This is a genomic window from Hyphomonas atlantica corrig., assembly GCF_017795365.1.
Classification (GTDB): domain Bacteria; phylum Pseudomonadota; class Alphaproteobacteria; order Caulobacterales; family Hyphomonadaceae; genus Hyphomonas; species Hyphomonas atlantica.
This window is the reverse complement of record NZ_CP051254.1, coordinates 3,134,651-3,159,964: the sequence shown is the minus strand read 5'-3', so window position 1 is coordinate 3,159,964 and position 25,314 is coordinate 3,134,651. Positions and strand designations below refer to the sequence as shown.

19 protein-coding genes are annotated in these 25,314 nt (G+C 57.1%); 14 read left to right on the top strand and 5 right to left on the bottom strand.

The features are described 5' to 3' along the window. The first annotated feature begins 270 nt into the window (after window positions 1-270). From HF931_RS15110 to nusG, 4 genes are all read left to right on the top strand, one after another. The gene (locus HF931_RS15110) at window positions 271-1,218 is read left to right on the top strand and encodes a hypothetical protein (protein ID WP_273240853.1); all 948 of its coding nucleotides are present in this window, start codon (window positions 271-273) and stop codon (window positions 1,216-1,218) included. Window positions 1,219-1,343: 125 nt separating this feature from the next. Next, complete coding sequence (locus HF931_RS15105) at window positions 1,344-2,120, top strand: metallophosphoesterase (RefSeq protein ID WP_035550152.1); 777 nt, start codon at window positions 1,344-1,346, stop codon at window positions 2,118-2,120. A gap of 110 nt (window positions 2,121-2,230) precedes the next feature. Further along, window positions 2,231-2,722 carry a FecR family protein gene (locus HF931_RS15100; RefSeq protein ID WP_273240850.1) on the top strand — a complete coding sequence of 164 codons (492 nt, stop codon included), beginning with the start codon at window positions 2,231-2,233 and terminating at the stop codon, window positions 2,720-2,722. Between the two features lie 303 nt (window positions 2,723-3,025). After that, window positions 3,026-3,592 carry a transcription termination/antitermination protein NusG gene (gene nusG / locus HF931_RS15095; RefSeq protein ID WP_273240849.1) on the top strand — a complete coding sequence of 189 codons (567 nt, stop codon included), beginning with the start codon at window positions 3,026-3,028 and terminating at the stop codon, window positions 3,590-3,592. 21 nt (window positions 3,593-3,613) lie between these two features. Here the strand turns inward: nusG and HF931_RS15090 are convergent, their stop codons facing one another. Beyond that, on the bottom strand, window positions 3,614-4,486 hold the full coding sequence (locus tag HF931_RS15090; RefSeq protein WP_273240847.1) for an ATP-binding protein: 873 nt from the start codon (window positions 4,484-4,486) through the stop codon (window positions 3,614-3,616). Window positions 4,487-5,100: 614 nt separating this feature from the next. Between HF931_RS15090 and HF931_RS15085 the strand changes: the two genes are divergently transcribed. Both HF931_RS15085 and HF931_RS15080 read left to right on the top strand, forming a co-directional pair. After that, window positions 5,101-5,712 carry a response regulator transcription factor gene (locus HF931_RS15085; protein WP_273240845.1) on the top strand — a complete coding sequence of 204 codons (612 nt, stop codon included), beginning with the start codon at window positions 5,101-5,103 and terminating at the stop codon, window positions 5,710-5,712. Between the two features lie 370 nt (window positions 5,713-6,082). Then, window positions 6,083-7,069: a LysR family transcriptional regulator gene (locus HF931_RS15080; protein WP_272981610.1), complete on the top strand. Its 987-nt coding sequence runs from the start codon at window positions 6,083-6,085 to the stop codon at window positions 7,067-7,069. A gap of 24 nt (window positions 7,070-7,093) precedes the next feature. Here the strand turns inward: HF931_RS15080 and HF931_RS15075 are convergent, their stop codons facing one another. From HF931_RS15075 to HF931_RS15065, 3 genes are all read right to left on the bottom strand, one after another. Beyond that, complete coding sequence (locus HF931_RS15075) at window positions 7,094-7,462, bottom strand: helix-turn-helix domain-containing protein (RefSeq protein ID WP_272981609.1); 369 nt, start codon at window positions 7,460-7,462, stop codon at window positions 7,094-7,096. 247 nt (window positions 7,463-7,709) lie between these two features. Continuing rightward, window positions 7,710-11,822, bottom strand: coding sequence for a translocation/assembly module TamB domain-containing protein (locus tag HF931_RS15070; RefSeq protein ID WP_273240842.1), 4,113 nt, complete (start codon window positions 11,820-11,822; stop codon window positions 7,710-7,712). Then, on the bottom strand, window positions 11,822-13,657 hold the full coding sequence (locus tag HF931_RS15065; RefSeq protein WP_273240840.1) for an autotransporter assembly complex protein TamA: 1,836 nt from the start codon (window positions 13,655-13,657) through the stop codon (window positions 11,822-11,824). The genes HF931_RS15070 and HF931_RS15065 overlap by 1 nt, the downstream gene beginning before the upstream one ends. A 219-nt stretch (window positions 13,658-13,876) precedes the next feature. On the opposite strand from HF931_RS15065, the gene HF931_RS15060 reads away from it, so the two are divergent. Both HF931_RS15060 and queF read left to right on the top strand, forming a co-directional pair. Continuing rightward, window positions 13,877-14,899, top strand: coding sequence for a calcium/sodium antiporter (locus HF931_RS15060; protein ID WP_273240838.1), 1,023 nt, complete (start codon window positions 13,877-13,879; stop codon window positions 14,897-14,899). 1 nt (window position 14,900) lies between these two features. After that, the gene (gene queF, locus HF931_RS15055) at window positions 14,901-15,368 is read left to right on the top strand and encodes a preQ(1) synthase (protein ID WP_035550130.1); all 468 of its coding nucleotides are present in this window, start codon (window positions 14,901-14,903) and stop codon (window positions 15,366-15,368) included. Here the strand turns inward: queF and HF931_RS15050 are convergent. Beyond that, window positions 15,365-15,952 carry a nitroreductase family protein gene (locus HF931_RS15050; RefSeq protein WP_273240836.1) on the bottom strand — a complete coding sequence of 196 codons (588 nt, stop codon included), beginning with the start codon at window positions 15,950-15,952 and terminating at the stop codon, window positions 15,365-15,367. The genes queF and HF931_RS15050 overlap by 4 nt on opposite strands. 177 nt (window positions 15,953-16,129) lie before the next feature. Here HF931_RS15050 and HF931_RS15045 point away from each other — a divergent pair, with 177 nt between their 5' ends. From HF931_RS15045 to HF931_RS15020, 6 genes are all read left to right on the top strand, one after another. Next, window positions 16,130-16,840: a TetR/AcrR family transcriptional regulator gene (locus HF931_RS15045; protein ID WP_051602566.1), complete on the top strand. Its 711-nt coding sequence runs from the start codon at window positions 16,130-16,132 to the stop codon at window positions 16,838-16,840. Then, a complete protein-coding gene (locus tag HF931_RS15040) occupies window positions 16,837-18,021 on the top strand; it encodes an efflux RND transporter periplasmic adaptor subunit (protein ID WP_273240834.1) in 1,185 nt (394 codons plus the stop codon). The genes HF931_RS15045 and HF931_RS15040 overlap by 4 nt, the downstream gene beginning before the upstream one ends. 5 nt (window positions 18,022-18,026) lie before the next feature. Beyond that, entirely contained in the window at window positions 18,027-21,146 is a 3,120-nt protein-coding gene (locus HF931_RS15035; RefSeq protein ID WP_273240832.1) for an efflux RND transporter permease subunit, read from the top strand. 70 nt (window positions 21,147-21,216) lie between these two features. Next, window positions 21,217-22,029, top strand: coding sequence for a serine O-acetyltransferase (gene cysE / locus HF931_RS15030; protein ID WP_035550192.1), 813 nt, complete (start codon window positions 21,217-21,219; stop codon window positions 22,027-22,029). 237 nt (window positions 22,030-22,266) lie between these two features. After that, window positions 22,267-23,379 (top strand): OmpA family protein, encoded by a 1,113-nt coding sequence (locus HF931_RS15025; protein WP_273240830.1) that lies wholly within the window; start codon window positions 22,267-22,269, stop codon window positions 23,377-23,379. A 30-nt stretch (window positions 23,380-23,409) separates the two neighbouring features. Beyond that, on the top strand, window positions 23,410-25,206 hold the full coding sequence (locus tag HF931_RS15020; protein ID WP_273240828.1) for a hypothetical protein: 1,797 nt from the start codon (window positions 23,410-23,412) through the stop codon (window positions 25,204-25,206). The last annotated feature ends 108 nt before the right edge of the window (window positions 25,207-25,314 follow it).

Below are 25,314 nucleotides of genomic sequence, written 5' to 3'. Positions count from 1 at the left end.
GTGCTGCATCTTGCCAGAAAATTTCGACGCCATGTTCGGAGGATGCGCGAGATATATAGAAGACGGCCCACGAATATAGTGGCGTTCCTGGAATTCAGTAGGCAGAAAAAGTTCATTCTTCTTTTCTTTTTCTGCGGTTGGAAAGTGCTGTTTTCTGGGCGTGGTACTTCTTTTGGCTACCAGATGCGTTACCCCATCAGGTTGATCCCCTGAAGGCGGTCCGCTGCTAGTCTCGATCTATCGAACAAGAATCAGAGGCGGGTGGATACAATGCAGCCGGTGCGAACTACCGTAGAGCATTTAAGTGCGAGTTCGGATGAATGGTTCGACATTGCAAATTCGGTTGAGGTCGTCCTGGATCGAGCAAGCCCTGCGTCAAGACTTGATATCGTTCGCCAATTGCAGGTGGCCGGTCACAATGACTGGACAGTGCTGCCTGGCGGCGAGCCAGGTGACTGTCGTCGTTTTCTCCTCGCGATGATTGATGGTGGACATAGTGTCAATGCGTCCGAGCATACCGTGAAAGCCGCGATTCAGCGCCGATTGGATCAAGTCCGTATCTATCTGAAACGCATCGGACCGGACATGGAAGGTGTGATCCTTTATGTGGATAGGTCGCATTTTATGTGGCGTGGCGGATTGAAGTCACCAGCGTACCAGATCTGGTGCGAGGCGTGGTGTCGGTTTCGCGCGATTCTAAAAGAAACCCGCCCGCAAATGAATGTCCGGATTGTCTTTGCCCGGCCGGAGTCGTCAGAATTTGATATTTGTCATTTTGGAATAGATGGTGCCCCGGTCGGTGGGCGGCGTCTGCTAAATTGGTGGCGAGACGCAAGCATAAATCACAGGCATCAGTTCCGGGAGCGGATTTTGTTGGCTCGTCGTTTGGGCGTGATGGTAGATTTCGAATGCAGTTACATTCATGAGAGTTCGGCCTCGTTTGATGTGCGGCGGCCTTGGTGTCCTGTATTGGAGTTTGGGCGGTCTTCTCAGCGCCCTGGCGATACGGATATCCAGCGTGTGAGGCTGCATCTGGATCCAGGACAAGATATGCCGTTTGTATTTGATGGGCAAAAGTACAATTGGGAGCATCGCATGGACATTCACCTCGTCGAGAGAGGTGACGAGGACGAGCAGTTTGTTTGGCGCCCGGCAGATATGAGTTTGTTTTCTCTTGACCCGAGCCTTTGGCTCGTGCGGTCGGGCGCCCTGGTCTAGGTTATCTTGATGGGGTGCTCGAATGGGGGGGGGGGCTGAGCCTATCCGGAGCCCAATTTAGACCTCCGGTGCCCTTCACTTAGATACCGTGGTCTTGCAGAACAGGCGCTAGGAAACCATCGTCCATGTTCCCATTCGATTTACTGAAGCGATCATCCAGTCCGTCCGGCTCGCCCGGAAAGCGCGCTTATGCGATTGGTGATATTCATGGATGCTTCGACTTGCTTCTGGATCTGGTCGCGCAGATCGAGGACGACAACGCGCGGCGAGCGCCAAAGGAGCTTGCCCTTGTGTTTCTCGGTGATCTGATCGATCGCGGGCCTTCTTCACGATCCGTGGTGCAGTTTCTGCGAGACGAATTATCTGTGCGGCACACATGCCATTTCATCGCCGGGAATCATGAAGAAATTCTCGTCCGCGCGTTAAGCGGCGAAACGCAGCTGATTAGACCCTGGTTGCAACAGGGCGGCTTGGCGTGTGCGGAGAGTTACGGTGTGCAAAGCCGTGAGCTGCGTGATCTGGATGAGTTCGAGCTGCGTGAAGTTTTGCTATCCGCCATTCCATCTGACGATATTCAGTTCATGTCCGGATTTCATGACTATGTGCGCTTTGGCGATTACCTTTTTGTGCATGCTGGGATCCGTCCCGGGATTCCATTTGAGCATCAGACACCGCAGGACATGCACTGGATAAGAGAGCCTTTCCTGAGGTCGCGCATCGATCATGGTCTTGTGGTCGTGCATGGTCATACGATTAGTCGCGAGGTGGATACCTGTGCCAATCGGATTGGACTGGATACCGGCGCGTATCGGAGTGGTGTTCTGAGCGCGCTGATGATTGATGGGCAAACGCGGCACATACTTCAAACTTGTTCTGCTGACGTGTCAGAACCTGCCGTCTGACCCCCAAATGGGGGAATGGTGACATGATGGTTGATTGGGTATTTTCGTAGGCAAGTAATCATATTGCACTGTCACGTTCACAACGAACAATGTCTTGCAGGGAAGATAAGATGATGAACAAAGCTCGTCTTTTGGTTAGCGCGACAATCGTCGCCGCATTCGCCTGCGGAATGGCGGCGGCAGATCAGGCGGAAGGAGGTGCCGGTAGCGGTCCCATCGGAACCTTGTCTGGGGTGACAGGTGCCGTTGAGGTGCAGCGCAGCGGGATCACTGTTTCGGTGACGGACGGTTTCCAGTTGATGCCAGGCGACAGGATCATCACGGGGGCAGATGCCCAGGTTCAAGTCTCCGCCCCGGGGTGTTCTCCCGTGAGTGTTGGGGCGAGTAGTTCAATGGCAACAGGCGCGAATGTTTGCACAGCAGAAATAGTGCAGCTTCAGGCGAGCAACTTCGGTGCTGCACCAGTTCAGGCACCCGATAGTGCACCTCTACTTGGGTTCAACAGCCCAGTTGTTACCGCCGCGGTAGGGGCTGGTGTGCTTGTTGGTGGCGTCATCATCATTAATGAGCTTGATGACGATGGTGACCCAATTAGTCCGTAAGGGGTGTAATTGTTTCTGCGCTCATCATGGTGTGATGGTGAGCTGTGCTGATCGCGATCAATACAAGCACATGTATATTTTTGACGGGCTGGATTGTGCGCAATCTCAGCTCGTTTTTGTATGCCGATCTGACGGCGTTCCAGGTCATGCTTCATTTTCCAGCTTGTTGGTTAGTCCGAATGTGGGGCCGTCTCGGGTGGCTTTCGATGAGGCAAGATCATTGGCACCTAAATTCACGACGGGGTCAGCTGGGCTGGATTAATAAAAATCAGCCCACGAACAACAGTCTGTCGGGGGATATCTATGTCAACGGTTTCGAGCTGCGTGGTTTCTGATGCAGCACAGGTTCGCCATGAAGTGCATTGCGGTGAGTTCAGGCACTGGTACGTGGTGCAAAGCAAGGCAGGACAGGAGGCTCTTGCCAACTCCCATCTTTCACGCCAGGGCTACCGATCTTTCCTGCCAACCTTTGAGAAGAATGTGCGGCATGCCCGAAAGGTTGTTCGTCGAAAGAAACCGCTTTTCCCTGGATACCTGTTTGTTGAATTAAATCTTGAGAAAGACAGCTGGTATCCGATAAACAGCACGATCGGAGTAAGCAGGGTGCTGAGTTTCGGGGGGCAGCTGGCACAGCTCCCGTTCGGTCTTGTTGAGCGCATGATAGAGCTGTCTGATCGCCAGGGAGCAGGCAGTGTTCAGCCGGAGTTTACGCCTGGGGATCGTGTGCGTGTCCTATCGGGTGCTTTCGACAACTGGATTGGCGATGTGGTTTCGTTGCCGGATGCGGATCGCGTAACCTTGCTGGTTAGCATGTTGTCGCGAAAGGTTCCCGTCACTGTCAGGCAAAGCCAGCTGCAAAAAATCGGCTAGATAGCAGTAGCTGTTGGCCACTTATATGGGCCACAGCACCGAGAACTGCGTGCCACGGCCTGGTTCGCTATCTATGAAAATTGCGCCGTCGTAGGACTTGGCAATATTGGAAACGATTACGAGGCCGATGCCGGTTCCCAATTCTTTCTTGGTGGTGAAATAGGGTTTCAGCACGTTTCGTCGTGTTGCCTCATCCATGCCGGCTCCGTTGTCGGATACCTCAAGGCAGAGATATTTCTGTTCGCGTGTGGTGCTGCCGAAGTCGGGTTGGCGTTCTGCGAACTCCTCTGGCGCATGATTGATTTTGATTGTGAGTTCGGGGTTGGTTTTGTTCGCCCTCAGGGCGTGTCGCGCGTTGATCGAGAGGTTCATGATCAATTGTTGCAGATCAGCGACGTCAATTTGGTAATCCTTGACAGCTTCATCAATGGAGACGTCCACCTTGGTTTTCTTGCCAGATCCAAGCTCTATGAGTGTCACGATCTCGTCGATGACATCGGAAACATTGTGAGCGCCTGCAGTTTCGTGTCGCTCGTGCGGATGTATCAGCCGCTCTACAAGCAGGCCTGACATTCGTGATGCGGCGAGAATTCGTTCAGCATAAACGTGCGCGTGGCGCTCCGGATTGGACAATATAAGTGTCGCAAACCCCGCCGTTGCGGCAATCAGATTATTCAAGTCGTGCGCGACGCCCTCCACAAAATGACTTTGCGAATGAATTGTGCTTTCGTCACCGTCTAGCGGCTGGTCTCTATTCATAACTGTCTTCAATTTCCTCGCGATCGGATATGCGTGATGTGACAATGAAGTGTGATGCTGCTGGCGGTTTGGTGTGGGCAATTTTTCCGATGTGCTGCGGATGTTGCTCCAAACATTAGATGCGTCGGGAAACATATTGACGTCTAGAGTCTAACGGAAATTCCTCATGTGCCGTTCCCAAAAACTCGGGGGGTGGAAAGCTTGGTGGCTTCACTTTGTCATCGTGAGGTGGCGGTCCCATCATATTGTGCCGCCGGGGGCATCCTGCGTGATGCGCCACATTGCGGGTGATGTATTTCCAAAGTTGATTGATGGAACATCACTTCCTGCAAGCTGGATTCCAAGTCAATGCTACTGCCTAGCAAATGATCATTCTTGCATCATCTGGTAGGAAGCAGTGAATCAATTTGAATTTTGGCAGCAACGCTCCCCGTTTAGGGTAGTAATTGATATGTTTTTCTATATTCAGTTTTGGCTGCTCGTTGGTGTCTATCCCCTCATCAGGTTGGACGGCAAGGTGCATTCAGGCGCTGTATCGAAACTGAGTTAGGCTAACATTTTGACCGACGAGCAAACCCAATTTTCGAGGGGGAGGCTATTAGGGGGGGCCATATGGGGGTATCAGTTGGCGTGTATGTTTGGGCTATACTTGTCTCCACACTCTTGGGGACGATGGGCGACCAAAGCGCATCATCAATAATCTGATCGGACCGAATATTGTGACTAGTAAAACTGGTATGAAGATTCTTGTGGCTGATGATCACAGCTTGTTTGTGGACGCCTTGTCCTGCCTGCTGGAGATGTGGCCTGACGTGGCAAAGGTCGTGAAGGCATCAGACTACGCGAGTGCAGTGCGCTCCTTGTACGACAATCCGGACACTGCGGTTGCGTTGCTTGATATCAGAATGCCCGGCTTGGCTCTTCCATCAGGCTTCGCGAACTTTCGTGAGATCATGCCGGATGTAAAGTTGATCGCGCTTTCGGGTATTGCCTCGAGAGGTGAGATCGAATTAGCCCTTGAGGGTGGGGCTAATGGCTTCATTTCAAAGAGTATTTTAGGTCATGAGTTCGTCCGGGCGGTGCGGGACATTTGCAAGAATGAAGGCTCTGAGAAGACCCGGTCATTTGGCGTAATGGCCCATGATCGCCAGGTGAGTGTTCGGTTCACTGAGCGCGAGCAGGATGTCCTCGGACTGCTTCAAGGCGGAATGACGAACAAGGAAATGGCTCGCGAGCTGGGATTGTCTCCCGAGACAATCAAGATTTACGTGAAGTCTATTGGGGACAAGCTCGGTTCGCGGAACCGGACGGAACTGATCGTCCGTGCCTTGGAAGTTGGAGCCATTCGTCACGCGGTCTGACTTTGACATAATGCTGCAAGGATATGCGGGTTTTGTGGCAGAATGCAGACTATTTTTCACGGAAGCTGCATTTTTCTTCTAAAAATCAGTTCACGAATGAAGCGTATACTCAGGGCTTCGAAGTTCCCGCTCGACTAGTTGGGGGAGTAATAGATGCCTCTGTTCACGAAGCTTGGTTGCTGTGCCAACAATCCTCACTAGAGCGTTTTGTTCGTGAGATGGATTTGCATATGGCGGCGGAAACTAAAACATAGTTGCTAGTAATCACTAGGTTTTCTGGGGCGGAAGGAAACTGAACGATTACCCTTTCCTTCAATAAACTATAGGGTGTATCTACTAGCGCTAATCGTCAAAAGTTGGGGGGGGCGTCATGAGCCAGAGTCGGATCGATTGGGACAAGCTCCGCGTCTTCAAAGTAGTGGCTGAGATGGGTAGCATGACGGCTGCCGCTGCTCGTCTGAATGAGTCGCCGCCGACCGTCAGCCGCAAGATGGATGAATTGGAGAAGTTCCTCAGCAGCAAGCTGTTCACGCGGTCGACGCGAGGCATGGAGCTGACTGAGACCGGCAAGATCGTCCTGCGCTATTCGCGGCAAATGGAAGATGCGGCAAATCAGGTGCTGAGCGAGGCTGTTGGCCAGAGTGATGGCTCAGAGGGGCGCGTCACGATAGGAACTGGCGATGGTGTCGGGCCGTACTGGATTGCGCCACGTCTCGCGCAATTCCAGAAGGTGCACCCGAAAGCGCAGGTTCGTATGCATGTTCAGGAGCAGGAGCCTGATCTACTGAACGACGAAGTCGATATTGCAATCCAGTTCACCGAGCCGAGGGATCCTGAGATTATCTCTCACAAGCTGGGTACGCTTCATTATATCGGCTTTGCTTCTCAGGATTATCTGGATGCGCAGGAAACGCTGCCGTCGAGCCTTTTTGAGTACTATCAGTATCGCTGCATCTTGCACGAATCGTATGTGCGCCAAGTCGAGCGATGGGCGCCGAAAGCGGGCGAATTGAAGAAGATGATCGACTTTGCGTTCGTGACGAATTCGGCGAGCGCCATGATCGAGCTTTGTCGCCAAGGCGGAGGAATCGCCCTCCTGCCGACATATCACAAGGAAGTATTCCCGGACCTCATGGCGTTGGATATGTCTGAAGTGGCACCGATCCAGTTCTGGATCGCTTATACCGACCAGACGCGTCGCACGCCTCTTGGAAATCTCATGATCGAGTGGATCAAGTCATTGTTCGCCAAGGATGCATCGCCTTGGTTCACGGATGACTTCCTCCACCCAAAAGAACTGAGTGAATTGTCTGCCACCGGCCAAGAGCCCGCGGCTAAAAATCGTGCAGTGGGTTAGGTTGAGGTCGCCGTTGGGTCGGACTTAGTCAGTCGACATAACGCGCAGAACTTTTGCCATCATGCTAAGGCGTTCCTTGGACGGCGTCCGATCAATCCAGGAGTGGCACTCTGCCCGCACCTTGGCGGAAGGATCGGCATCCTTGCTATCGTCCGCGTTCTCGTCCTCGAACAGGCTGGCAATGGAAACGCGGAGAACATCCGCAACATTCGCGAGCATGCCGGCGCTGAGGCGATTTGTGCCGGTTTCGTACTTCTGCAGCTGTTGATGGCTGATGCCCAGCTCGGAGCCGAGTTCGGCAAGAGTCAAATTACGGTCCAGACGAAGTCTTCGGATTTTTTCGCCAACCATCTGATCGACTGCCGTTGGGGCTCTGGAAGTAGATTGCTTCATGATCTGCTCTCTCCATATATCCATCAGAGGTGACAAGTTTTCGCGCAAAGGGTGTTATAGCAAGATTGCCGTTACCCCCAAAAATGTAATGCGCTGAGACTTACGTATTACGCTCCGATTATGAATCCAATACTGAACTGCTTTGGGGTATGAAAAAACCCATATAAAGCAGCGCTTTGTGTAATTCGTTTAATCCATGATAGGGCGCAGCGGTCGCCACCATAGGTGGATTAAACTTGCGTAACGATCAGTAATCTTTTTTCCACTTTATAGAGAGCCTTGCCTCTCCGTCTGTAGTAGTTTCTGAAGTAACCGAGACTTGAGGTCTTGGCTCCCACTCAACCTCAACGGAACTTCCTGCGGCGCCTGCTGAGTTTAACTCGAGATATACATCCTCCGCGATGTATTGTCCCACACCTACTTGGGCGGTTCCTTCTTCACTCGTGCCAAACGACAAGCGGTCTACGCCCAACGCTGCCTGGAGCTCGGAGGTCGGGTCGAATCCCGTGCTATTGCCACTCAGTTGCGCGATTGAATTGGCCAATTGCGCTGCTTCGAGTGCGGACAGGTCGACCGATGAGCGGCCAAAGAGCAGGCGGGAAAGAATCTCGTCTTCCGGCAAGTCCGGTGTGCTGCTCAATTCGATGTCGGGTCGCATCGGTGAGCCGGTTAAAGCGACCGTCGCTTCAAAACCGTTGACGCTTCGCTCGGCTTCGATGTCCAGTCGCGCGCGTTGGATGGGCCCATCGAAGTAAACTGTCCCACTGTCAAAGACGAATGGGCGGCCAGCCAGGGCAAGTGTTCCGCGTCGCATACTGGCGCGTCCGTTAAGTTGCGGGTCAGCTGCCGTTCCGGTCAGTTTCAGGTTGGCGCTCCACTCACTTTCAAGGCCGCGCCCGTCGATATAGACACGCCGGTCAGCTGTGATGGCCAGATCGAGCGCCAGGGACTGGCGGAATTCGCTTTCGCCGGCTGCGAACTCGCCGTCTTCCATCCATCGCACGTCAATCGCTTGGGCTTTCGATGAGGGAAGATTGTCGAGATTGAATTCTGCCGATTCGATGTCCAGCTTGCCATTCACTGTGCGAGATACCGCGTCTCCGGTTAGCGAAATGTCGCCATCCGCTCGCAAAGAGTCGCCGTCGCGATTGTAGAGCAGCAAATCCGAAAACTCGGTCCTGAGATTTGTGTTTTCACGGGACAATATTCCAAGGATCTTCGCGGAGCCGCCGTCCGCGCCGTCGCCTGATCCATTCAGTCGTAGCTCATTGTCGCCATATGCCGCTTCGAGACTCAAATTCACGAGCCGAAGACTGGTTGCGCCAAATTCGTAGATGCCATCGCTCAAATCCGCGTGGGCGCTGAATTGCGGAGATTTGAGTGGTCCACTGAGGCTGGCTGATGCGTCGATTATTCCGCCGATGTCGTGGCCATAGGCAAGTGCGAGGGATCGCAGATCCGATAGATCTCCATTGAGGTTGGCGGTTCCTTTTACCGGGGCGTCCATATTGAGATGCGCAATCCCGTCCGGATTGGCGGATACGGGCAATGAAGCGGCGCCAGCGAGTCGAAGGTCTCCATAATCCCCGGCCCCTTCAATCGTCAGGGCCTGGCCGCGCAACTGTCCGACCAGTTCGATGGCAAGGGACCGTTCCAGGCCGGGGAGCGGCCCTTCAACTTCCATGTCAAACTGACCTTCCGGGTTCGCGCCGAATAGCAGGAAGTCGCCACGGCCATTTACCATCACGCGCCGGGTGGCGATGCCTGCCGATGCCATCACGGGGGCCAGGTCGACGTTTGCGATCTCGAACTTCATTCGGGGCGTGCGTGTGTCTTCCTCAATGCGGGCTTCAATCGATCCGCCGAACATTGCGAGGTTCGCCTCGATGGATGGCGTGTCTCCCAAGCGCCAGCTGACAGGCTGGACCGAACGAACTGCTTCGCCAAGCAGTGTGCCATCCAACTCGATCTGGCCGCTAGGATAATCGGCTGCGAAGTCTGCTGATCCAAGCATGTCCAGTGATGTCGGCCGGGCATCATGGTCTCGTTCGATTTGAACGGCGAAATTGTATCCTTCCGGAGCGTTTTGGATCTTCCCCGTTACGGAATCGAAGCGCAATGAAGGGGATAGCCAGACGTCACGCACGTCGCCAGATGCGATGATTGAAGCGTCTTCCTCTGGAGGGCGCCGAATTTGAACGGCGACATCGAACAGGCCCACCCGTCGAGACTCAAATGCGAATCTGTCTCCGGTGGCATTCAGGTTCATGTCGAGCCCAATGTCCCCTCCGTAAACCAGCGATCCGCTGAGTTGGGCGGTGTCGTATCTGGATGATATGTTTCGGAGTGCGAACACGCTATCGGCCCAAGAGGCGGTGGCGTTCACCGCGACAGGCTGCTGTCCCATCTGGCCTGCCAGCTCAACCGGCCCCGCCCAGGAATTGTCCTCATTCTGCAACTTGATCGTTGTCTCAAGGCCTTCAATCTCAACACTGTCCCGCGCGAGGCGGCCGCCGGAAGATGCGAAGCGAACTGCGTCAATGCCATTCGAGCCGGTCAATAGGACTGTGCCGTTGCGAAGCTGTATCTGCGTGCCAGAGATCGAAAGCGCGTCGCTTTGCGCGAACTGGACTACCAGATCGGTTGTGTCGCTTGCTGCAAACCTGCCTGAGCCCGTTGCGCTGAGATTGCTCCCCTCGAGCGATGCGGAGCGAACGACAAACGTCTTCCCCTTTCTCTGAATGTCACCTCGCAGCCGCGCAGATGCACCCAGCGCATCGACGGCGATTGCGTTCAGAGCATCAATATTCTGGATGCGGAGATCTGCTGAAATGTTCGGTGCGTCGAATGTGCCGTTCAGCGCAAGAAGGCCGCCCGCGGAGAGGTCCGGGGCAGTTGAGAGCAGTCCCGAGACATTTTGCAGTTTGACCTGCAGGTCGAGTGTCTTGTCTCGAGTGGATACGTTTCCACTGGCATCCGCTCTGCCGCGCTCGAGCCGAGCTGTGGAGGGAGACAAGCTCAGTTCGCCAGAAGTCCGGTCGTATTCCCCAGCTACCTGCACACTCGGCGTTTTTCCCAGAATTCGTAGGGCCGTCGGGTTTGACTTCAGAATACCTTTGCCGGCCAATTGTCCTTCAAATTGAATTGTCTGCTCGTTCGAGCGAATCTTCACCGGCCCGCTAATCTGGTCAAACGGGAGATCGGATCCATCGCGGCGATTCAGAATCGCGTCGCCCGCCAGTGTAGGTATGTCCAGCGGGTCTGCTAGCTGACCTGTGAAAGTCAGGTCTGCGGAAAAGTCAGTGAGCGTCTCAAAACCTGTAAAGGAAAGATCAAGATTGAGTGGGCCATCAAGATCACGTTTGCCACTCCGATAAGTGCCGTTGGCGGACAGTGTGCCTGAGGCAACATTCGCCGATAGCTCAAAAGGTGCCTTTTTCTTTCCGGTTTCGGCGTCCAGCGTGACACGCGCGGATTGTCCGACAAGTTGTCTGACCCGGTCTGATACGGGCAACCGCTCGGCGTTGATGGTTGTGTTGGCGCGCAGATTGCCATCGGTGATCTTGGCGGTGAGTTCGGCGACTGTCGCATCTGACAGTTTCAGTTCAGCAAAGCCATCCCCGGATTCAAGCGTGCCGCTGGCGCGCGCGGTGAGGGTGGCGTTCTCGCCTTCTGGCAGATTGGTGAGGGTGGCAATTGTTCCGCCGGCTGGTGCTTCGATGTCCGCATCGATGCGGAAAGCCCCCGAAGCGTTGCGCGTCAGGCGCGCATCTATCCTGTCTCCAGCGCCTTCAAGGGGCAGGGCGGTGAGCGCGAGTTCAAACGTCCGCGTTTTTGGTAGGCGCAAATTGCCATCAATTTCAAAGGCCGCCTTGGGGCCTGCGACGCCTTCCTGCAGTAATAACTCGTCAATCGCCAGCGTATCGAGCGACACTGCCCAATTGCTGGAGCCGGAAGAGTTCCGTTCATCGCGTTGGCTGAGGATCGGGCGACGGATGACATTGATCCTGTCCGCCCCTATCAGGTCCAGCTTCACTGTTCGGGATACGAGACGCGCGGGCGACCAGGCAAGGTCTATGCCTTCGGCGGTGAGCCATACCCCATCTTCATCTGATATGGTCAGACGTGCAACAGACATCTGGTCCAGCGGATCTCCGCGCAGCCCATCAATTACTACCGTTCCAAGTGGCCCGGCTTCTCGACCATCAATCTGTGCCTCCAAAAAAGCGCGACCACCGTTGGAGGCAATCCAGATGCGTGCGGCAATCAGAATTGTGCACAGGACGAGCAAGACTGACAGCGCCGCCATCAGCCAGCGACGTCTACGGACCATGCCAAGAAGGGAGTGAAACGCTGCCATCAGAACGCCTGTCCGATAGATACGTAGATTTGCACGGGGTCGTCACCGTCGCGGCGATCCAGAGGTGTTGCAATGTCAAACCGTACCGGCCCGAAACCTGGGTAGAAGCGCACGCCGAAGCCGACCGACGTTCGCATCTCGCCGATGGCTTCATCCACAGAGCCGGCCGCAGAGCCGGAATCGACAAAGGCCACATAACCCCAACGTTCTGATTTGCGCCAGCGAAGCTCGGCTGATGCGGCGAACATCGCGTCACCCCCGATGATGTTTCCGTCCGCATCGGTCGGGGAAAGGGACTGATACTCAAAGCCACGGACAGAGCCGCCGCCACCCGCATAGAATTTGCGATCGACCGGTACATCGTCTTCGCCGAGGAACGTCCCGACCTCCGCGCGCACAGCGGCAACCAGCCGCTCCGAGATCTTGTGATAGGTTGACGCCGAACTTGTGATCCGCGTGAAGGGCGCTTCGCTATCGCCGACAGAGACGCCGGGCTCGACGCCAAGCGAAACACGATTGCCGGATTGAGGGTCCAACGGTCGTTTCACCGTGTCGTAGGTTGCGCCTAGCGGGAAAGAGAAGGTGACCTGCTCCTCATAATCGTCCTCGCCGGCAGCGCGCAGTTCGTAATCCGTCGAGCGCGTCGCATCGATGGTCGCGCCCGCAGATAGCGTGAAGTGGTCGTTGAACGGTTGCGACAGGCTTGCCGTGGCGCTGATGCCCTGCAGGTCGTAGGCATCTGTTTCTTCTGCGCGGATGCCTGTCTCTGCAGAAAAGTCGCGACTATACCTGCCAATATTGGGACGATCATAGCTCAGTGTCAGACCACTTGTGAGAGTCGCGATCTGCGCATCGACACCGAGCGTGTCGCCAACGCCGGCTAGATTGCGGCGTTCCCAACTCGCTGTGGCGCCGACCCCTTCAGATGTTGAAACGCTGATACCTGCGCCGATGGATCGGCGCTTGCCTTCGGACAATTGCAGCTCAACGGGATGTAATCCATCCGCCGCCGGATCTTCCTGGATCTGGACGCCGATACCATCAAACAGTCCTGTCCCGCGTATGCGGGTGCGAAGCGTTTCCACCTTTTCCGGAGTGTAATAGTTGCCGAGTTCCCAATTGCGAAGAATTTCAATCGAGCGATCTTTCGTCTCCAGGCCTTCCGGAATGCTCAGTTCGCCGAGTTGGACGCGTGGTCCCGGAACGAGTTGGTAGGTCAGCTCCAGCGTTTTGTCGGCGCGGGAGGCAAGCGCGTCGATGCCTTCGCTTTCCGCGAAGGCATACCCTTCACGACGGAGCTCAGTGACGAGCCGTCGCTCCAATTCCTCGATGTCAGTGGTTGCGGCCCATGTGCCGATACCCAGTTCATCAGAGGCGATGCTCAGCTTGTCCAAAACGTCAGCTGGTAAAGTCTCCGTACCAGACAGGTTTATCTCGGCGATGGTGAAGCGCTCGCCAACGTCCACGTCGAGCTGGGGGCGCATATCCATGTCTTCCACAAGGTCCGGGCTGACCACCGCCATGAAGTAACCTTCGGACGCGAGATATTCTTCCAGCGCGCTGGCGGCCTGGGTTGCGCGGCGCCTCACGTCCAGCAGGCTGGTTGGTTCGCCTGCGCGGATCTCGACGGATTTGAGCGCGCCGCTTTCCAGTTGTTTCGGTACACCCTCGATTTTGACCGGAATCGTCGTGTTGCCTGAGCCGGTCGTTTCGCCATTATCAGTGAATGGAAGATAGGCGCAGGCAGGGGCCAGGCTGAGCGCCAGGCAGCAGACAGCGATCCTGCCGAAAGGCCGGGCTGAATTCTGCGCGGGGCGGATCGCCCGATTTACCATCTTCCGTGTGATCCTTGCGTATCCATTGAGATATGTGCGCCATTGAGCTGAGTGTACGGTGAACAAGATTGCTGAAATTTGTCGCGCCTCCCCGGATATCTGCTTTTTTGTACGTTTGGGCGGTCGGAAGGGTCCTCGAAAATCTCAGCATGGGTCAGATTGCGCTCGTATTCGTGGTTTACCATATTCAAGGCTTCATTCTTTCCCACGGGGATTTTCATGACATATCTGATGGTTCTGGGCGGCCTCATTCTCTTGTTCATAGGGGGGGAAGGGCTGGTTCGCGGATCCGTGAGCGTTGCGCGAAAGCTCAACATTTCCGAACTCGTGATCGGGCTAACGCTGGTTGGCTTCGGCACATCGGTTCCTGAGTTGGTCACCAGCTTGAGAGCCATCAGTGAAGGGGCGGTGGGGATCGCTGTCGGAAACGTTGTCGGCTCCAATATCGCGAATGTCCTTCTTGTTCTGGGCGTAGCGGCCGTCATTCATCCAATCATCACCAACCCGCGGGCTCTGATGCGGGATACGTCCATCATGGTGATCGTGACGGCTGTGCTGTGTACGTTGATCTGGTTTGATTTGTTCTCGCGCCTTGCCGGCTTCGTACTGGTCGCCGCATTGCTGGCCTATATCGCCTTCTCGCTGATCGCGGATCGGACTGCGGGCGACAAGGCGGCGGACATGCATGCGGAGGAGGGCGAAATCGTCGAGGCGAACTATGGCATTCTCCTCGGCATTCTCATCGCGGTTGCGGGCCTGGCAGGCGTCGTCATCGGGGCAAAGCTGCTGGTTGATGGCGGTGTCGTCATCGCGCGGGATTTCGGCATCAGCGAGACAGTTATTGGTCTTTCGATTGTCGCTGTCGGCACCAGCCTGCCTGAACTTGCCACATCGGCTATTGCGGCCTTCCGGGGCAAGGCGGATGTCGCGCTCGGTAACATCATTGGTTCGAACATCTTCAATATTCTCGGCATTCTGGGCGTAACGGCACTGGTGCATCCATTCAGTGTGCGCGGCGTACCGACCGGCGATGTAACGACAGATGCGATGTCGTTCGGCATCAGCCATAGCCTGATCAGTGTTGGCGATATTGCCGCTTTGCTTCTGTCCGTCGCGCTGATGGTGGTCTTTGCGATTTCCGGCAAGCTGGTTGCGCGCTGGGAGGGAGCGGTTCTCCTTTTCGCATATGCGCTCTATATGGGGCTGACCTTCAATCTCATTCCCGTACCGGCGATCCTTTAATATGGCTGACAATCCGATCTATCAGGGGCTGGGCCAACTCGGCCAGCAAACCGACCAACCGCAAAGCCCCGAGACAGCAGAGCTCGAGCGGGTGGCAAATCCGCATGCCGACACGCTCTATCTCACACGCTTTGTTGCGCCGGAATTCACGTCCCTGTGTCCGGTGACGGGCCAGCCCGATTTCGCGCACCTTGTCATCGACTACGCGCCGGGCGATTGGCTGGTCGAATCCAAGAGCCTCAAGCTCTACCTGACCAGCTTCCGCAATCACGGCGCGTTTCACGAGGAATGCACGGTGTCTATCGGCAAGAAGATTTTTGACTTCACCGAGGCGAAGTGGCTGCGCATTTCCGGATACTGGTATCCGCGCGGCGGCATTCCGATCGACGTGTTCTGGCAATCTGGCGAGGTGCCAGCCGGGCTCTATGTGCCCGACACCGGCGTTGCTTCTTATCGCGGTCGGGGCTAGCGCGACCAGCGCGTGACGATATCCGCCATGCAGGCGCGTCCACGTTCGGGTGGGTCGATCTTTGATGTGCCGAGATAGATAAACCCGGCGACGCGCTCTTTACCAGTGAGGCCGAGTGCTTCGGCGACCTGCTTGTCAAAGGCTGGCCATTCGCTGAGCCAGGCGCCCGCCCAGCCGCTGGCATTGGCGGCGAGCAGCAAATTGTAGCACACGGCCCCAGCGGACAATTCCTGTTCCCAAATTGGGGTACGCCCATCTTCCTTTGGTGAGGAAATGACGGCCACCACGGTTGGTGCGCGCAGGAACAGACCTGCGGCCTCCATCAAATCCTGTGACTCTGCATCTTCCAGGGCCTCGCCCCGAATGCGCGCCAGTTCCTGGCCAAAGTCTGCCCGCGCGTCGCCTTCGAACACGATGAAACGCCAAGGCGTCAGCTTGCGGTGATCCGGTACGCGAGCGGCGATCTCCAGCAACTCATCCAGCGCGTCTGGCGTTGGCCCGGGTTCGGAGATGAAATGTTTTCCCGCCGAACGTCGCCGGGCCAGCAATTGCCGCGCCTCCGCGCTTGGGCGTGTTGCCAGCATTGGGGTTCCGATGGCGGGGGCGGGGGGGAATCGCTTTGTCATGGCGGCAACATAGGCTCGCGTGAGGCCCACTTAAAGCCGCCTGTTAACAATTGCCGTCTTGAGCTTGGGTCCCGAAAAGCGTACAAGAGTGAACAGTGTTCACTTTCTGAACGCTTTGCACGAAGATTGGGTCAAATGCAGACAGATGACGCCCCCGAAGAGACGCCAGCCGACCGTCGCCGGTCGCGCGTGCGGGAGTCCATCATCTCCGCCGCCGAGCGCGTGTTTGCCAAGGAGGGGGAGGAAGGTTTGTCGATCCGCCGTTTGGCGGACGAGATCGATTATTCGCCCTCTGCGATCTACAAATATTTCGGGTCCAAGGAAGAACTCATTGATGAGTTGAAGGAGGCGTTCTTCGAGCGGCTCCTGGAAAAGGTCGACAACAGTTCCAGCGCCGACCGTCCGTTTCTCGAGCGTGCAAAAGCGTGTGTCGCAACATATGTCGAAACCGCGGTGACACGCCCTTTCCACTACGCGGCCGCATTTTCCAGCATTCAGAATGATCTGCCTGAAAATGGTGCCGGAATTCTGTCGTGGGACGGGTTTGTGGCGTCGCAGAAAGGGCAGGCTTTCGGTGTGCTGATCAGCATGGTGCGCGAAGGGCAGGAACTTGGCGTGTTCGACCCGGCGCTGCACCCGGTCATCGCGGCGAAGTCTCTTTGGGCTGGGTCGCATGGACTTGCGCAACTATTGATCCACGTTCCAAAGTTCCATCAACTCGTGCCGGACGAAACGCCTATGTCGGCAACTGATTTCATAGAATTCCACGCAAGCCTGCAGATCCGCAGCCTGCTGAAACCCGCAGTCGCGAGTGAAAACGGCGACCTCTCAGGACAAGCAACATGACAGAGACAAACCCGCATATCGGAGATGTGTCGCGCGACAAGCGACCGACAGCCATCAAGGGGCTGATCTTCATGCTGATCCTGGTGGTGGTCTGCGTCGGTCTTGTGCTCGCGGCGACGCGCCTGCGTAGCGAAGAAGGGCCGAAGATTGCCAGGGCTGCTCCTACACCGATGACCGTTCAGGTCGCGCCGGTCGAATTGGTCACGGCCTTCACATTGAACGAGGCCTATTCCGGTCTCGCCGAAGCCAGACGTAACAGCGCGCTTGGCTTCTCGACAGGTGGTCGGATTGAATCGATTGCCGTGGATGTTGGCGACCGTGTCCAGCGCGGCACCATCCTTGCCAGTTTGGATACGCGCGGCCTGCGTGCGCAACTGGCTTCGGCAAATGCCGTGGTCGAAGAGGCGCGCGCGGCGCATTCGCTTGCCATGAGTACGGTCGAGCGCCAACGCAAACTGAAGATGCAGGGGCATGTTTCCCAGCAAGCGGTGGACGAAGCTGAGGCGCAGGCAGATACGGCGCTCGCACGTGTTGAAGCAGCCAAGGCGCAGGCGGACATTTACCGCGTGCAGATAGATCTGTCTCGCATCACAGCACCTTTCGATGGCGTGGTGACTTCCCGCATGGCGGACGAAGGCACCATCGCCGGCGCTGGCCAGCCTGTGCTGGATCTGGTCGAGGCGGGGCGTCTGGAAGCTCGCATCGGACTGCCTGCCAACAGCGCCGCCCGCCTGACACCTGGAGAGACCTATGATCTCAAGACCGATGTTGGAACAGTCGAGGCCATTTTGCGCAGTGTCACCGGCGTGATCGATCCGGCGCAGCGCACTGTCGCAGCCGTTTTTGAAATCGAGAACAAGGGGCAGGTTGCGTCAGGAACTGTTGTGCGCCTGACGATGCAGAGAGACATTGATGAGCCGGGCTTCTGGGTGCCGGTCAAATCTTTGTCTACCGCGTCGCGCGGACTATGGACAATCTATGTAGCAGAGCCGAGCGGGTCGGGCTGGAAGGTCGCAACCCGTCCGGTGGAAATGGTGCATACGGATGGTGATCGCGCCTTTGTTCGCGGCGCTGTCGAAGCGGGCGAGCGAGTCATAACCGATGGCTTGCAGCGCATCGTGCCGGGCTTGCCGGTTGAGCCGCGCGACGTGCACCGTGCTGCTGCCGTGAATGGTGGCTAAGTCTCATGTCGACGCTTTTCTTCAAACTGCCGCGCCTTGCCATACTCGCGATCCTGGTTGTCCTGATCGGTGGGCTTGGCGCGATGCTGACGCTGGGGCGTCAGGAAGACCCGACCCTGATCGAGCGCTATGGCTTCGTGCTGACGCCATATCCCGGCGCGGACGCTGAACGGGTTGAGGCGCTCGTCACGGAACCCGTCGAAGCGGCTCTCATGGAGTTGGCCGAGATTGAAGACGTGACATCCACCAGCCGCGCGGGTTTTTCACAGGTGCGGATCGAGATCCGGGAAGACCTGACTGAAGGCGAGGTCGATGACACCTGGACGCTGATCCGGGGGCAAGTGGAAGAGGCGCAGGCCCAATTCCCATCCGGCGTCGGATCGCCTGAGGTTGAAAGACTGTATGTGGGCGCTGCGACGTTGGTCGTCGGTCTGACCTGGACAGGCGAGGGAGAGCCTCCCCTTACTGTCATGCGCCGGCTTGTACTGGACCTCGAAGACAAATTCCAACGCCTTGGCGGCACCGAGGAAACGGAAACCTACGGTTTGCCAGAAGAAGAAGTTCGTGTGGTCGTCGATCCGCAGGCATTGTCGGCAGCGGGGCTGTCTTTCCGTGAGGCCGCGGGCCTTATCGCGTCGGCCGATAGCAAAACACCAGCTGGTCGCCTACGCGGGCAGGGTGGCACAATCGGCCTCGAGGTCGGCGGTGAGTTTGATGGCATCTCGCGCGTGCGCCAGGTGCCGCTTCTGCAGCGGCCTGACGGCTCGGCCGTCCGCGTGGCGGATGTCGCAAGGGTGGAGAAGGGGTATGCTGATCCGTCCATAAAGCAGGCCTATGAAAACAATCTTCGGACTGTGCTAGTCGGCGTTTATATCTCGCCTGGACAGCGCGTGGACAAATGGGCAGAAAGCGCCCGCGCTATCGCCGATGAATTCGCGGCGTCAGCGCCACCGGGGCTGAAAGTAGAGACTGTTTTTGATCAGAGTCTCTACACAAATGATCGCCTGAACGGCCTGGCGCAAAGCCTGTTGTTCTCGGCCTTTATCGTTGTGCTCGTGCTGTTCGTGACGATGGGGTGGCGGTCCGCCATCGTTGTTGGCATGGCCATTCCGCTTACGGTCAGCCTTGTGCTGATCCTGTTCAGCGTTTTCGGCCACCCGCTCCACCAGATGTCTGTGACGGGGCTCGTCATCTCACTTGGCTTGTTGATCGATAACGCCATCGTTGTGGTCGACGAGTTCGACCAATTGCGCGCCAAGGGCAAGAACCGTTTCGAGGCTATTCGGGAAAGTCTGGGTCACCTTGCCGCACCGCTTGCAGCGTCGACATTGACCACAGCGCTTGCCTTTGCGCCCATCGCCCTGTTGCCGGGCGGCGCGGGCGAGTTTGTTGGCATGATCGGCCTGTCGGTTGTGTTCGCGATCTCCGCATCTTTCCTCATCTCCATTACCGTGATCCCGGCGATGGCCGGCTGGTTCGACCGCAAGCGCGGCTGGGAGACTGGCCACGCAAAACGCCCGCGCCGCTGGTGGCGGGATGGCGTGATGAATGACTATATTTCGGATGGCTACCGCGCCTCCATCGAGGCCATTTTGCGCTTCCCGTTGCTGGGCATCGCGATTGGTGTGGCCCCGGCCATTTTCGGTTTCTGGCTCGTCGGGCAGTTGCCATCCCAATTCTTTCCGCAAACGGAGCGCGACCAGTTTCAGGTGACGTTCCAATTGTCGGCCGAGGCAGACATTCATGACACCGTCGATGTGGTTCATCGCGCCACCGACATGATCAGTGCCATTGAGGGTGTTGAAGATGTAACCTGGGTGCTCGGCCAGCCTTCGCCGCGCGTCTACTATAATGTTCTCAACAATACGGAAGGCGTTGAAGGCTTTGCGACAGGTTGGGTGCAGCTCGATTCAAATGAGCGCACGCATGAGATAGTCGGCGAAGTCCAGCGCATGGTGCGGGAGGAGTTTCCAAGTGCGCGCTTCCTGGCGCTGCCATTCGAGCAGGGCCCGCCCGCTGACGCACCGATCGAGCTACGCGTCATGGGGAATGATTTTGATACTTTGGACATGATTGGCGACGAAATTCGCAACGTTCTCGGACAAACACCCGGCATCACCTACACGGTCGCGTCATTGGAACTGGGCGCACCCACGATGCGCCTGCAGGCTGACGAAGCCGCATCGGCTCTCGCTGGTGAACGCCTCACCGATATCGCCGCAGACCTGAGCGCGGAACTCGAAGGCGTGCGGGCTGGCTCCGTGCTGGAGGGGACTGAAGAGTTGCCGGTAAAAGTGATTGCGCCGATGTCGCGCAGGTCTGGGATGACGGACTTGCGATCAGCCACAGTCGGCACCGGCTCTGGTACGCCGATTTCTGCCCTGGGCGAGGTGACGCTTGTGCCCGAAACCGCGGTGATCACGCGCCGCAATGGCCAGCGCATGAACCAGATTCTCGCCTATCTGGATCCATACACACTGCCAGCACCTGTGCTTGCGGACTATCAGGCGCGGTTTGAGGAAACCGGGTTTCATGTTCCCGCTGGATATGAGGTCGTGATTGGGGGCGAAGCAGAGAATTCCAGCGACGCTGTTGGAAATCTCGCCGCCGTCGGTGTCCCACTTGTCATGGTGATGGCCGGGGCGATCATGCTGGTGTTCAATTCGTTCCGCATGATGCTGCTGGTGCTGGCGTCAGGATTTCTCTCGCTTGGCTATGCCTTCTTTGGGGTGTGGTTATTCAATCTGCCGTTCGGCTTCAATGCCATCATCGGCGGCCTTGGCCTGTTCGGCATTGCGATCAACGGCTCTATCGTCGTTCTGTCATTGCTCAGGGCGAATCCGGCTGCAATGGCGGATGACGTGATTGCCCAACGTGAAGTTGTCGTGGATGCGACGCGCCATATTGTGGCGACGACATTGACGACAATGGGGGGCTTTGTGCCGATCCTGCTGACGGGGGATTCCTTCTGGATGCCTCTGGCAGCGGGAATTTCCGGCGGAGTCAGTGGATCCGCGCTTCTGGCGCTGTATTTCACGCCGGCCGTATTCCGCATCACGACCATGAAACCTGTGCAAAAAACGTTTCGCCGGATCTTTAACCGTCAGGAAATACCCGCCGAATAGGGCAGGTCAAAGACTTGCACTTGGGCAAAAGTGGCCCATGTCGGAAAGACAGGCATTGGAAGGAAGAGATATGCCAGACAATCCGGATATCGGTGCACCCGCACCAGCCTGGAATCGCCTTCGCTTCGAAGCCCGCGCTGCGGCTGCTGACGAGCCTGCTCTGGCGAGCTATCTGAACTCTGCCATCCTGGCGCACTCAACTCTGTGTCAGGCGCTTTCCTTCCATCTCGCTGAAAAGCTGAAAAGCCCGGTCATGAGCACACAGCAGGTGCGCCAGATTCTCAGCGATACCTATGATTCCAACCATGCACTGGTCGAGGCCGCTGAAGACGACCTGCAAGCGGTCCTTGAGCGCGACCCTGCCTGCCGCGGCATGTTGCAGCCTTTCCTGTACTTCAAGGGTTTCCTTGCCCTTCAGACCTATCGCGTTGCTCATTCGCTCTGGCGTGAAGGGCGTGAAACGCTGTCCTTCCATTTCCAGAGCCGCGCTTCTGAATTGTTCGGCGTGGACATCCACCCAGCCGCCCGCATAGGGACGGCTGTCATGCTGGACCATGCGTCGGGCATCACGATTGGTGAAACGGCGATTGTCGGCGACGGGTGTTCATTGCTGCACGGTGTCACGCTCGGCGGAACCGGCAAGGAAGTGGGTGACCGCCATCCGAAGATCGGCAAGGGCGTGCTACTGTCCGTTGGGGCGAAGGTTCTCGGCAACATCCATATCGGTGACGAGGCCAAGGTCGCAGCGGGGAGTGTGGTGCTGAAAGACGTGCCAGCGAAGTGCACTGTGGCAGGCGTTCCGGCGCGAATTGTCAGCGGACCGTCCTGCTGCCATCCGGCAGAAACCATGGATCAGACGATTCCCGACGATATGGGCAAGTAAGTCCGCCGTTCGCGTGTCAGTTGACCGGCCTGAATACAAATCGCGCGACAGCTGAGTTTTTGCAGTAATTGACAGCAATATTGTCTCCAGCAACGTTTCATTTCGGGATCGGAATGTTGTTGCGGCCCTTTGTTTCGTTTAATATTTGACCCACGACCCGGTTTCGGGAGGGGTGTTTTTGGCGCGTGAACAGAGGGTGGCCGGTTGACCGACAGTAGCAGCACTGCAGGCCGGTTCATGCGCACGCGCAAGGTGCGGCGCGCTGAGGCAGAACGTTTGCCATTCGTGCCCTACGCCGTGGTTCCTTTGGCCGCTTTGGGGCTCCTCCTTTTGTTCGCGATCTGGCCTTTTGCGTTTGGTGTGGTGCAGGCAACCGCCCAGCGGACCGCGTCGCAGGCGCTGGTTGACGCTGATGCCAGCTGGGCCCGGTCTCGTGTCTCTGGCCAGTGGATCACGCTCGAAGGGCGTCCTCCCAGCCGTGAAGCCGCGGACGCTGCAGTCGACGCAGTGAGGAAAGCGCGCGCACCAGCCTTGTTCGGATCGGCTAGGCCGGTCACGCGCATTCGAGAAAATTTCGACTGGAGCCTTCTGGGTGAAGGTGCCGTTGGCCCCAATACGGATTGGTCGTTTCGTGTGGCGGATGGTGTGCTGACACTGGATGGCGATATGCCGAACACGGAAATTCGTCAGGAAGTCGTCGCAGCCGCTCGCACGAAAATCGACCCGCCGCGCGTAATTTCCATTCAGGACAGTCTGTCGATCAATAATGAGCCCGTCGCCGATGGTTTCCTGGAAGTCGCCATGCGCGGCCTAAACACGGTGTCGAAGTGCGACCGCGGTGTGTCTGCGTTTACCACGAACCGATTTTCGCTTGATTGCGAGCTTCCGGGCGCCGAAGCCGCCGCCACACGCAAGCTTGCCCTAGAGCCGATCCCGTTAGGGGAGGTCGGGGCGATCAATGTCATCTCACGCGAAGCGGTCAGCTCCTGTGAAAGTTCACTTGAAGAATTGTTGGGCGATGCGCGCATTGAATTCCAGTCATCCAGCGCGGTGATCGGCGCATCAAGCGCTGGCCTGCTGGATGATGTCGCCGAAGCCGTGCGCGCATGCCCGGGATCTCTGCGCATCGCTGGCTATACAGACAGCACCGGTCTGCCGGAAACCAATCGCCAGCTCAGTCAGGCGCGCGCCGAAGCGGTGCGCAATGCACTGATCGCGCGGGGCGTGCCATCTGGCCGACTAGTCGCAACGGGGTATGGCGATGCCAGCCCGGTTGCGCCAAACTCCACTGCGGCAGGTCGCGCCCAGAACAGACGCATCGAGATACGGGTGATCCGTGTCTCGGAATGAATTCCACCAGCTAGCCTGAAAGTAAACATCATGTGGTTTCTTCTCATCCAGATCTTGCTGCTCATGCTGCTTGCCGCGCTGGCGGGGGCAGCTCTGGTTTATTGGTGGATGCGCAATCGCTACGAGGACGTCACCGAGTCCTATGAAGAGTTGATGGAAAATAGCGCCATGTCGGAATTGCGTGCCGGCGTGACGCGTGACGATTTGCTGGCACACTTCGCCGCGATCGAGGAGCGGCTCTCTGCCATGCCTTCGCCGGTCACGCGGGATGAATTCCACGCCAATATCAACAGTCTGGGTGATCGTCTGAGAAACATTCCGACGCCAGACATTTCACCCGTGAATGCGCGTTTGGAGGCGATTGAAACCCGCCTTGCCGATAGCGGCTCAAGCTTTGACCCGGTTATCTCGCGGCTCGCTGATCTCGACATGGCTGTGGGCCAGTTGAAGAATACAGATCTGGACAGTCTGGAAGCCCGGTTGTCGCGCATCGAAGACAGTGTAAACGTGCTGGTCAATACAGAGCCACCGGCGATGCCACAAATGCCTGAGATACCAGCATTTCCGGAGATTCCTGAAGTTGATCTCGGCCCAATCCATAGCGGCCTTGCGCGCCTTGAACTTGCACTCGAGAATCTTGATGTGCCGGTTACGGATCTTGATCCGATCCGCGGGGATTTTGGCCAGATGGAAGCCCGTCTCGCCGAATTCGCCGAGCGGCTGGATGCCCAGCGCAAGGCTGACAATGAGAGCATGACCATCCGTCTGCAAACACTGTCTTCGTCTCTTGCCTCGCTGCGTGTGCCGGATGTGGACAGCCTGCGCGACCGCCTCGCCAAGCTTGAAACCGCGATCAGCCAGATCACTGTGCCGGACGTGGATCTCGGCCCGGTCACGGAAACCTTGCGTCAGATAGAACGCGACCTGAAGACTTCGCCGGATCATGTCCGCGTTACGCATAACAAGCTGGCCGATCTGGAAGGCGGTACGGCCGCCCTCCATTCGAAGCTCGCTGCACTTGAGGCCCATGTCGCCAGTATGGATCGTGGACCTGTGGACCTGTCACCACTGCAGGCACGCCTTGCGACACTCGATTCCGCGCTGGCCACGATGCGCGTCGACATTCAGTCCACATCCGACACATCCTCGCTTGAGCGCCGTCTGGCCACGCTGCAGGAGATGGTGGTCGGGCTTCAGGATCCCGACATGTCGGCAATCACGAACTCGCTCCGCAAGATGGAGGCGCGCCTCAATATGGCGGCGGTCGAAGACCGGCTGACTTCAATCGAGTACGGTATGGCGGCGATGCATCACATGGTGCGTACGCTTCAGGAAACCGCCTATTCGCGCACAGATATTGATTATTCTCAGCGCGTTCCGCTGTCCCAGGCGCAATTCACGCAAACCACAACGACAACGGAAACTCCGGCGACTCCCCCGCCACCACCACCTCCTCCGCCGCCGCCTCCGGCCCCACAACCGGAGACGACCACGACCGTCCACAAGATCGAGATCATTCGCGGCCAGGACCCTGTTCGTCAGGCCATGCGCCCGGATGACCAGGCCAATTTGCTGGTCGAAGCGGCCTTTGGGGAGGAAGACGATCTTGAGCGCGTGAACGGTATTGGCCCGATGCTGGCTGAATTGCTGAATGAGATCGGCGTCTATTATTTCTGGCAGATTTCGGAATGGGGCCCTGACGAGATCCAGTGGGTCGATGACAAGCTGGAGCATTTCAAGGGCCGTATCCTGCGCGATGACTGGGTCGGACAGGCCAAGGTTCTCGCGCTGCTCCCCGAAACGGCAAACCGTCCGCAAAGCGGCTGAAACAGGCTTCACAGCTGAAGGGCAGGCTTGCCCCCTTTTCTCGTGCCGGGAATTGGGGTTAGTTAATGCTGTGCTCGGGGGACGCATTGAGCAACCAGCGGAAGGGGA

Coding starts and splice junctions, on each gene's coding strand:
- HF931_RS15110 (WP_273240853.1), top strand. CDS start 271: ATGCAGCCGGTGCGAACTACCGTAGAGCATTTAAGTGCGAGTTCGGAT.
- nusG (WP_273240849.1), top strand. CDS start 3,026: ATGTCAACGGTTTCGAGCTGCGTGGTTTCTGATGCAGCACAGGTTCGC.
- HF931_RS15065 (WP_273240840.1), bottom strand. CDS start 13,657: ATGGTAAATCGGGCGATCCGCCCCGCGCAGAATTCAGCCCGGCCTTTC.
- HF931_RS15060 (WP_273240838.1), top strand. CDS start 13,877: ATGACATATCTGATGGTTCTGGGCGGCCTCATTCTCTTGTTCATAGGG.
- HF931_RS15070 (WP_273240842.1), bottom strand. CDS start 11,822: ATGGCAGCGTTTCACTCCCTTCTTGGCATGGTCCGTAGACGTCGCTGG.
- HF931_RS15035 (WP_273240832.1), top strand. CDS start 18,027: ATGTCGACGCTTTTCTTCAAACTGCCGCGCCTTGCCATACTCGCGATC.
- HF931_RS15045 (WP_051602566.1), top strand. CDS start 16,130: ATGCAGACAGATGACGCCCCCGAAGAGACGCCAGCCGACCGTCGCCGG.
- queF (WP_035550130.1), top strand. CDS start 14,901: ATGGCTGACAATCCGATCTATCAGGGGCTGGGCCAACTCGGCCAGCAA.
- HF931_RS15025 (WP_273240830.1), top strand. CDS start 22,267: ATGCGCACGCGCAAGGTGCGGCGCGCTGAGGCAGAACGTTTGCCATTC.
- HF931_RS15100 (WP_273240850.1), top strand. CDS start 2,231: ATGATGAACAAAGCTCGTCTTTTGGTTAGCGCGACAATCGTCGCCGCA.
- HF931_RS15080 (WP_272981610.1), top strand. CDS start 6,083: ATGAGCCAGAGTCGGATCGATTGGGACAAGCTCCGCGTCTTCAAAGTA.
- HF931_RS15020 (WP_273240828.1), top strand. CDS start 23,410: ATGTGGTTTCTTCTCATCCAGATCTTGCTGCTCATGCTGCTTGCCGCG.
- HF931_RS15040 (WP_273240834.1), top strand. CDS start 16,837: ATGACAGAGACAAACCCGCATATCGGAGATGTGTCGCGCGACAAGCGA.
- HF931_RS15105 (WP_035550152.1), top strand. CDS start 1,344: ATGTTCCCATTCGATTTACTGAAGCGATCATCCAGTCCGTCCGGCTCG.
- HF931_RS15050 (WP_273240836.1), bottom strand. CDS start 15,952: ATGCTGGCAACACGCCCAAGCGCGGAGGCGCGGCAATTGCTGGCCCGG.
- HF931_RS15075 (WP_272981609.1), bottom strand. CDS start 7,462: ATGAAGCAATCTACTTCCAGAGCCCCAACGGCAGTCGATCAGATGGTT.
- cysE (WP_035550192.1), top strand. CDS start 21,217: ATGCCAGACAATCCGGATATCGGTGCACCCGCACCAGCCTGGAATCGC.
- HF931_RS15090 (WP_273240847.1), bottom strand. CDS start 4,486: ATGTTTCCCGACGCATCTAATGTTTGGAGCAACATCCGCAGCACATCG.